Annotated in this window: 4 protein-coding genes and 1 pseudogene; 2 read left to right on the top strand and 3 right to left on the bottom strand. The window is 57.7% G+C overall.

Features of this window, described 5'->3' with window-relative positions:
* Positions 1–392: 392 nt before the first annotated feature.
* Together QMX78_RS03175 and QMX78_RS03170 are read right to left on the bottom strand one after the other, a co-directional pair.
* Positions 393–2,012, bottom strand: coding sequence for a hypothetical protein (locus QMX78_RS03175; protein WP_282266464.1), 1,620 nt, complete (start codon positions 2,010–2,012; stop codon positions 393–395).
* Positions 2,013–2,031: 19 nt separating this feature from the next.
* On the bottom strand, positions 2,032–2,982 hold the full coding sequence (locus tag QMX78_RS03170) for a hypothetical protein (RefSeq protein WP_282266460.1): 951 nt from the start codon (positions 2,980–2,982) through the stop codon (positions 2,032–2,034).
* Between the two features lie 438 nt (positions 2,983–3,420).
* Here QMX78_RS03170 and QMX78_RS03165 point away from each other — a divergent pair, with 438 nt between their 5' ends.
* Positions 3,421–5,916: a hypothetical protein gene (locus QMX78_RS03165; protein WP_282266458.1), complete on the top strand. Its 2,496-nt coding sequence runs from the start codon at positions 3,421–3,423 to the stop codon at positions 5,914–5,916.
* A gap of 54 nt (positions 5,917–5,970) precedes the next feature.
* Here the strand turns inward: QMX78_RS03165 and QMX78_RS03160 are convergent.
* Positions 5,971–6,408, bottom strand: a pseudogene (locus QMX78_RS03160) (integrase core domain-containing protein); the annotation flags it as partial.
* Between the two features lie 199 nt (positions 6,409–6,607).
* On the opposite strand from QMX78_RS03160, the gene QMX78_RS03155 reads away from it, so the two are divergent.
* On the top strand, positions 6,608–7,519 hold the full coding sequence (locus QMX78_RS03155) for a type II CAAX endopeptidase family protein (protein WP_282266456.1): 912 nt from the start codon (positions 6,608–6,610) through the stop codon (positions 7,517–7,519).
* Positions 7,520–7,631 lie beyond the last annotated feature (112 nt).

Below are 7,631 nucleotides of genomic sequence, written 5' to 3'. Positions count from 1 at the left end.
CCTCGTTGATGTAGGCTAACCGGGGGAGGGGGGGGGGGCCGATAACAACACCGAGATACCTCACGACAGCCTCGGCGGGCTCACGCCCGCCGAATTCCGCCAGTACCACGAACCGGAAACCTCTAATTTAGCCTGGCATTGAATTACGGAAAGTCGACACCAGCAGCAGGCGAGTAGCAAGGCTGATGCAGGGATCGTCATCGATGCACCAGACCAGGCATCCGGCCAGCCGGGAGTCCATCTGCGGCTCCTCCGGCGGACTGACCGGCAAGGAGCCGCAGCCGACATCGCCCGCACCAAGCGCTAAAGATGATGACCCCAGACGCGGCTTATGCCGCTACATTAGACGCGTGACCTGAGCAGGAATCGGTGGGTCATTACATGACTGCAGATCAAGGTATGCGACGAGGTCCGATACGTCGTTGCCCTGCTTCGTAGCGACTGGCTCCGGCTGCGACTCGAAGGATAAATTCTCTGTACACGGGCTCGGCGTCGAATCGGCGCGATATCTCAGCTTGGAATCCAGCCAACTCCAACGACGCGTTCATCCATCTGTCTTGAAGGGAAGAGCATTCAGATTCTTCCAGTAGTGGTGACGCCCACGCGGAGTGGTACATTTCTTGGGTTGCGCTGGCTAATGCTTCGGCCACGCCGTAATGGCGGCATAACTCGGAGTAGGCGCTGCCGAGGCTGCTACTTGGGGTGTACCGAAGTGGTTCATAGGTATCTTTCAAGATGGTTGATTCAGTGCGCTCTTCGGCTGCGGAGTCGGCTCGGAAGCGGATGATATGACTCTCAATGGGCCAATCCGTAGTGGAGCCAATGTTGATATCAACCCCCCCGCGGTGCTGTCGTCGGCTAAGCGCTTCGTGCGTATGGCCAGAAACATACGTCCACCCCGTTGGGCTGCGCGAGCTCATTAGGCGGACCAAGCGCGTGCGGTCTCTTCGCTTGATAGAGTCGAGCGGGAAGTGGCCGGCAACGATGACGTGTCGTGCACCGGGAATCTCCGACAGCAGTTTCTCTATGACGTCGATCTGCTCTGTGCCAATCATGCCGTGAGTGCCGGCGTTCGTGAGTGGAAACGACAGGCCGCCTCGTGCAATAGCTCGCACAGATGTATCTATCAGTACCAACGTATGGGTCGTGCCGATATCCACGGCCTGAACAGAGAAGGACTGCCAAGAACGCGCGTAGTTGGCACTAGCACCCTCATCTTTGGGGTAGGGCTTGTACCATACGCCTCTAGAGCGGTAGTTGAGGTTGGCTAGTGACGATCCTGGTACGGCGGTGCCGGAAAACGTAAGCCCATCATTAGTAGTTGGTCCTTCGAAATTCTCGATTAGCCCATGTTTGGATAAGCTGGCTGAGTAGCGGGCGAGCCACCGAACCTTATTCATGGGTGTTCCAGCTGGAGTGTTAGCAAGACGTGGCGCATAACAGGCGTCCAGCCAGTTGCGACCACGCAGGCTCGTGTCTTTAAAAACTGGGGTGGCGCTTGGAGTCCAAAAGGCTTCGTCGACGGGTAGGTTTGAGTTCATCATCGCGCCCGGTTTCCAAGCATGTTCGCCGATGGGGCCATATGAGTTCACTGTACCCATCAGGTAGCTGTCGTGGTTTCCGTGTGCCATGAGCCGGATCGTGTTCGGACCCGTCCGATCGAACTCGGAATCGAACTTATCGGCTTCTCCGCTGCATCCGATGTTGGTCCCGTCGCCAAGGACCACTGCTAGTTGAGTGCGATCTCCGAGATTCGAGATTCCTCGTTCCAAAGACTGACGGAGAGTGAAGGGGGCGAGGATGTTGACTTCGGGTGGTCGAATTGCAACTTTCGAAACCCAGTCTGCTGTCCCAGTCATCTGCTTTAGAGATGTGCCGTAGAGGTTGTGTATCTGGCTGTCGGCCAAAAAAAATATCGGCACATCGGACTCTGTTTGTGATGTCGTTGAGGCCATTGCTGGAAAGGGACCAAGAACCGCTAGGCCGAACAACGCGATCAGATGCTTATGCATTAATGCTCCTTGTTGTTATTTACGGCAGAGGGGGGCTATCAAGGTAGTCAACGATTGACTGGATGAGAGCGCCTCGAGGGAAGTCATTGTTGATTCCCAGTGGCTTCATCTCAGTGGCGGTGCTTTCGGCAAAGGGCAGAGCGATGGACCAGTGATCGGCCCGAAAAATTCCTAGTACTGTGCTGCGAGGGATAACTGCATCTTCAAGTAGAACTTGGCCGTCATTACGCTCATCAATTCGTGACAGTAGACTATGGAACGGCCGTAAGAAGGGGGTGACGGGTATGTCATCCGCGACCGCTGCGATGCTGTAGCTAGGGAAGGGTGGATGGTTTTCCAGAAATGCATCAGCAACATTTCGCGCTTCTGTGTACGTCAGACTTTGTACTCCTCCGCCATCTTGCGGCGAACATGCGCGGAATGGCGCTTTCCTTGCTAAGCGGCGGTAAGCAGTAGAGCCATGATTGGCTATCGGTGACCCACCAGCTGTTCCTGCAATGGAAACGAAGGCGGAAACTCGATTCCGCCAAGATACGGACTCGAGTCTGCTAGCTGCCAACATGAAGTCACTTGCACCTTTGGAGTAGGCGATCACTATTGCTCCACTTGCGATATCACCTAAGTCTTCAAATTTTTCTTGGATGATGCTCGCATTGAGAAGCGATGAGCCCCTTCCCGATACGGGAACCACATAGATCTGATGTCCCTGGGACCGCAGATCTGCGTAATCCGCGGAGAATGGGGTGACCCACGGTGCTACGCATTCGCTGAAGATCCCCGGAATGATGATGATTGTCTTGCTACTAGCGCGGGACGATGCATTGCGCGGAGGATCAAGGTGTTTCGTGGAGAGGGTTCCAGATCCTGACATGTTCCATAGCCATTTGTCGCAGTAATTGGGTGGGCTATGTTTTGTCTGGGAGAGGTTCGCGCAGAACAGCTCGGAAAATTCTCGGCGGTTATCAACCACGCCGGCATTGCCCCAGTTGCTCCGTATAGTGGGAGTGGATATGTCACGCACTCGAATGCCTGGATAAGAGCACGCGCTGGCAAGTAGTGAAACAACAGCTATTGCGGTGACCCTTGGTCGCCACATGTTTGAAAATAGCATGCCCCCCCCCTCCTGCCTTGGGTCGTCGCCTATCTGCAGTATCTTGGCGGATTCTGCACTGCCACTTTGTTTGCTGACAACTACTATTCTGGGTCGCTGCTCTCAGCGGGTTCCACTGCGGCCGGGTTACGATAATTGAGGGCTCTGGTGACCTGATTGGATATCAGGTTCTATATCAATAGCAATGCTGTTGCGGCTCAGTGGCAGTGCTGTGGCGTTTTACCTTTCAACATTAAAGGTCCGCGACTTCTGGCCGATAACGCCTAAGGCTTTCCGTGCGCCTGGAGCTTCACTGACATGCAAGTCGTCGTCATCCTGATTGTGGTGATCATCGCCCTTTTGCTACTCGCTGGCCTGCTTTATATTGCTGCAAAAGGTGCACGCTTCCTCGGCAAGCTCCTGCTAATGACCGCCATAGGCATTCCCATGTTGGCTGGAAAAAGCAGTCACGCTGTTTCCGGTTGGATGGGCGCCAGCTGGCTTGCCGATCCGATTCTCTTCATTGCTGCCTCGCTTTCCGCGGGCATTCTGGCAGTCACTGGCCTCTACATTCAGTCCGCCGGCTTCGCTGTGATAGCCCTAATGGGGCTAGGTGTGGCCATTGTTCGTCAGCGTACCAGTAGCAGCACGCGAAGGCTGGCTTGGCAGGATGTACTACGCAGCCAGCGCATTCGGTACGACGTGGCATCCCACGTGGGGTTGTGGCTTACGATGCTCACCATAGGCCTTACGGTCGCCGCTCCCGCCGCAGGACAGGAAGGATTTTGGCTGCACGCTGCCGCGTTGACCTGTTGGCTCGTTACGATTGCCACGCTTGTCTTCACCATGACGCGCTACAGTCAGCTGTCAGCTCTAGCTAACCAGCTTGAGCGGACAGTCCGCAATCACCGCGGGGTTCCTCTGGATGGACTAATTGCACAGATGGGGCGGACTTACACGACGCTAGGTGATGAGTTGCCTCGGCTCGTGCGGCAGCATGTAGCCTTTGCCACGCTCAACGGGCGTATGGTTGAGGTTGAACTCAATGGTCGCCGTTTTCTGTTTTGTGCAGTGCAGTACAGCGGTTGTCGCGATGCCGTGGAAGCGGCATTTATCCAAGGCGTACGTTATCCGAGGGCAGCGCTGCAAAGCATCGTGAAGGCGCATCTTGCACTCGAGCACGATGATGGTGCTGACCTGCTTGTCCATCATTTGCGTTTGGGCGAGATGCATCAATTCGAAGATGGCAGGGCCTTCGTGCCGTACGTGAGCAACGAACACTTGCTGCGGTGCAGTGGTTGTGGCTCGTCCCGGTGGTTGGATAGGCCTGCCGCAAACGACGACGGAGTGGATTGGTTTTGCAGTCGTATCTGTCAACAGACTGACCGTGCCTGCCTGGAGATCCATCAGCAAGAACCGGCAAGCTTCCTCAACGATGCTGTTGTCAATGGTTTTGTGCTGATGGGAGGCACCGATGCTTGGGTGGCCAATCACAAACTATTTGCTGCAGGCGGGCAGGGGCATGGCCACGCTGCTGAGGTGGCAAATACCTATCTGGATAGGTTAAAGGGGCGCTTTGCCAAGGTCGTTGGCAACAATAATGCCAAGAACGGTGCTGACCGTTTGGTTGACGGTGAGCTGCTGCAGACAAAGTACTGTCGAAGCGCGGCAAAAAGCGTAAATCAGGCTTTTGATAACAAAAATACGGGCGACTATCGCTACTACGCGGCTGACGGGACGCCGATGAAGCTGGAGGTCCCGGCAGACCAATATCAGGCCGCTGTGAAGCATATGGAGGCTAAGATCCAGGCCGGTAAGGTGCCGGGGGTCGACGATCCTGCTGCGGCAAAGGAACTGGTGGTCCAGGGAGGGACTACTTACGAGCAAGCGAAGAACATTGTGCGCTTCGGTAGGCTGGAGGGGCTAGCTTTCGATGTTGTCGATGGCGCGGTGGTTGGTATTAGTGCGGCATCGGTGAGCTTCTGTTTGAGCGCAGCGTTGATCTATTGGCGCAACGGCGATGGTAAGGCGGCGCTGCAAGCGGCTGGTTGGCAGGCGGCGAAGGTCGGGGCGACGACCATGGGATCCTATGTCGCCATTCAACAGTTGCACCGCGTGGCGCCTGTGCAGGCATTGCTGAAGACGATAGACGTAAGTGGCTTCCCGCCAACGTTGCAAGATATGCTTGCTACGGGCATGGGGGTGAAGAAGACAGCGTTGAATCGTGCCTTGGGTGGGGTGGCGGTGTCGTCCGTGGTTGCTATCGGCATGGCATCCGCTCCGGACATCTACCGAATGATGCGTAAAGAGATTACCGCGGCCCAGCTGAAACGCACTGTGGTTGGTGCAGCTGCGGGCACGGCGGGGGCGTTCGTAGGTTCGGTCATTGGCGGCGCTATCGGTGCACCGGTAGGCCCACTTGGTCTATTCATCGGCCGTGCTGGTGGCGGAATATTGGGCGGCATGGCGGGTAGCTTCACTGCGGATTGGTTCTTTGCTGAACAACGCGAGCGCGAGCAGGCCCAAGCTAATCAGCGCTTCCGCGCGCATCTGTCCTACATGGCGCTGACCTTCGCGCTCACAGAGGCAGAGCTGCAGGTCACCGTGCGCAATTTTATGTTGTTGTCGAACAAACAGACTCAGCAGCGCATTCTCTCGGGCGAGTACGAAGGTCGTGCTTACTTGAACTCCTTGCTCAAGCCGTTGGTGGTGGGGGTGGTGAAGCAGCGCGATAGCCTGAAGCTTGGTGCGCATGTGGTTGAGGCTGAGTTGGCCGGGCCATTAGGTATGCAGGAGCGTGAAGTGGCTGCTTGATGAAGTGACCCACCCCCGATTACCGGTGCATTTCAAAGTGGAAAATCCGGCGTTCTACGGCACCTTGGAGTTCGCTTGGGACCCGTGTTTCAGGGCGAATTCCTCCGGGGTTTTCCATCCTGGTGCACTGTGGGGACGTTCCTCGTTATAGAAGTGCCGCCACCCTTCGGTCCTGCTCCGCGCGTCGGCCAGTGACAAGAACCAATGCTCATTCAGGCATTCCTGCCGAAGCCGGCCGTTGAAGCTTTCTACAAGCGCGTTGTCGGTCGGCGTGCTGCGTCGTGAAAAATCCAGCTCGACGGCGTTCTCATATGCCCAACGATCCATTACCTGTCCGGCGAACTCGCTACCGTTGTCTACCTTTATTGCGCCTGGCGATCCTCGCTGGGCTGCCAGCCTTGTCATTGCCTCGGCTACATGTTCGCCACGTAGCGACTGGTCCACGACGATGGCCAGACACTCATGCGTGAAGTGATCCGCAACACTCCTGCTGCTTGGGCAGCTGTCTGTGTTTCATCGAACATATGAAACCGCCACCCAAAGCGGACATCACGGGCGCCGACTCAGCGCCATTTCGTCGGCGATCCGGGTGATTCATCGGCGGCTTCTGTGACTTGGTCGCAAACGGGTTGCCACGCCACCCCCGCGGATGGCAGCTTGCAGCGGCGGTCACGTCGACCTGGAGCCCCGCATGACCCCCGTTGCCCTGTATTCGTCCGATCCGGCCCGCGGTTGGCTGCCCTGGGCTTGGCTGACGCCGATCCTGATGATCATGTTCAACGCGGTACCGATGATCGCGCTGGACGGGTGGATGCAGTCGCAGTATTGGTCGACGCCGCGCGGCGATCCGATCGGCCTCCCTGGCTTGTATGCGCTGCTGTGGATCGGCTTCGCGCCGACGCTGGCGGTCGTGCTCGCCTGGGTACGCTTCGTCGAAGGGCGCTCGCTGGCGAGTATCGGGCTGACCGGTCCGGCGCCGCTGAAGACCTTCCTGGGCGGACTGGCCGTTGGATTCGGCACGATCGCGCTGGTCGCAGTCGCGATCTGGATGGCTGGTGGCATGCAGGCGGCGGGCTTTGGGCAGGCCTGGCAGTCGCCCGTCAGTCTGCTGCACATCGGTCTGCTGCTATTGAGTTTCATGTTCCAGGCGAGCGTGGAGGAAGTCATCTTCCGCGGCTGGATGCTGTCGGTGGTGGCGCGCAAGACCAATGTAGCGGTGGCAGTGCTGCTGGTGTCGCTCGTTTTCTGCTTCCTGCATTTCAGTCCGCACCAGCCGCCCCGGGTCATGCTCGGCACGTTCCTGTTCTCGCTGTTCGCCTGCGCCTGGGCGCTGCGAACCGGCAACATCTGGGGCGTGATGGGCTGGCACGCGGGGTGGAACTGGTTGCTCGCGACCGGCTTCGAACTGCCCGTCACCGGCATCGATGCGCACTTGCCGGCGCTGCTGGTGGCGCTGCGCCCGCAAGGCCTCGACACCCTGAGCGGTGGCGCGGAAGGGCCGGAGGGCAGTTACCTGTGCAGCGTCTTCTTCGTCGCCGCGATCGCGTGGATCCAGTGGCGAAAGACGCGCGGAGCTCAGGACTTCTCGCCGACCAGCAGGTGACGCCACTGCCGGGGCGGCATCGCTCCGTCGTGATGCAAGTGCCACTACCGGCTGGAACCGAGACTGCCTTTGCTGAAGTGTCAACAAAGGGTGATCTGGCTTCCTCGATAAA

The organism is Stenotrophomonas sp. PS02298 (genome assembly GCF_029959445.1).
GTDB lineage: Bacteria > Pseudomonadota > Gammaproteobacteria > Xanthomonadales > Xanthomonadaceae > Stenotrophomonas.
This window is presented reverse-complemented; position numbering and strand designations above follow the sequence as displayed.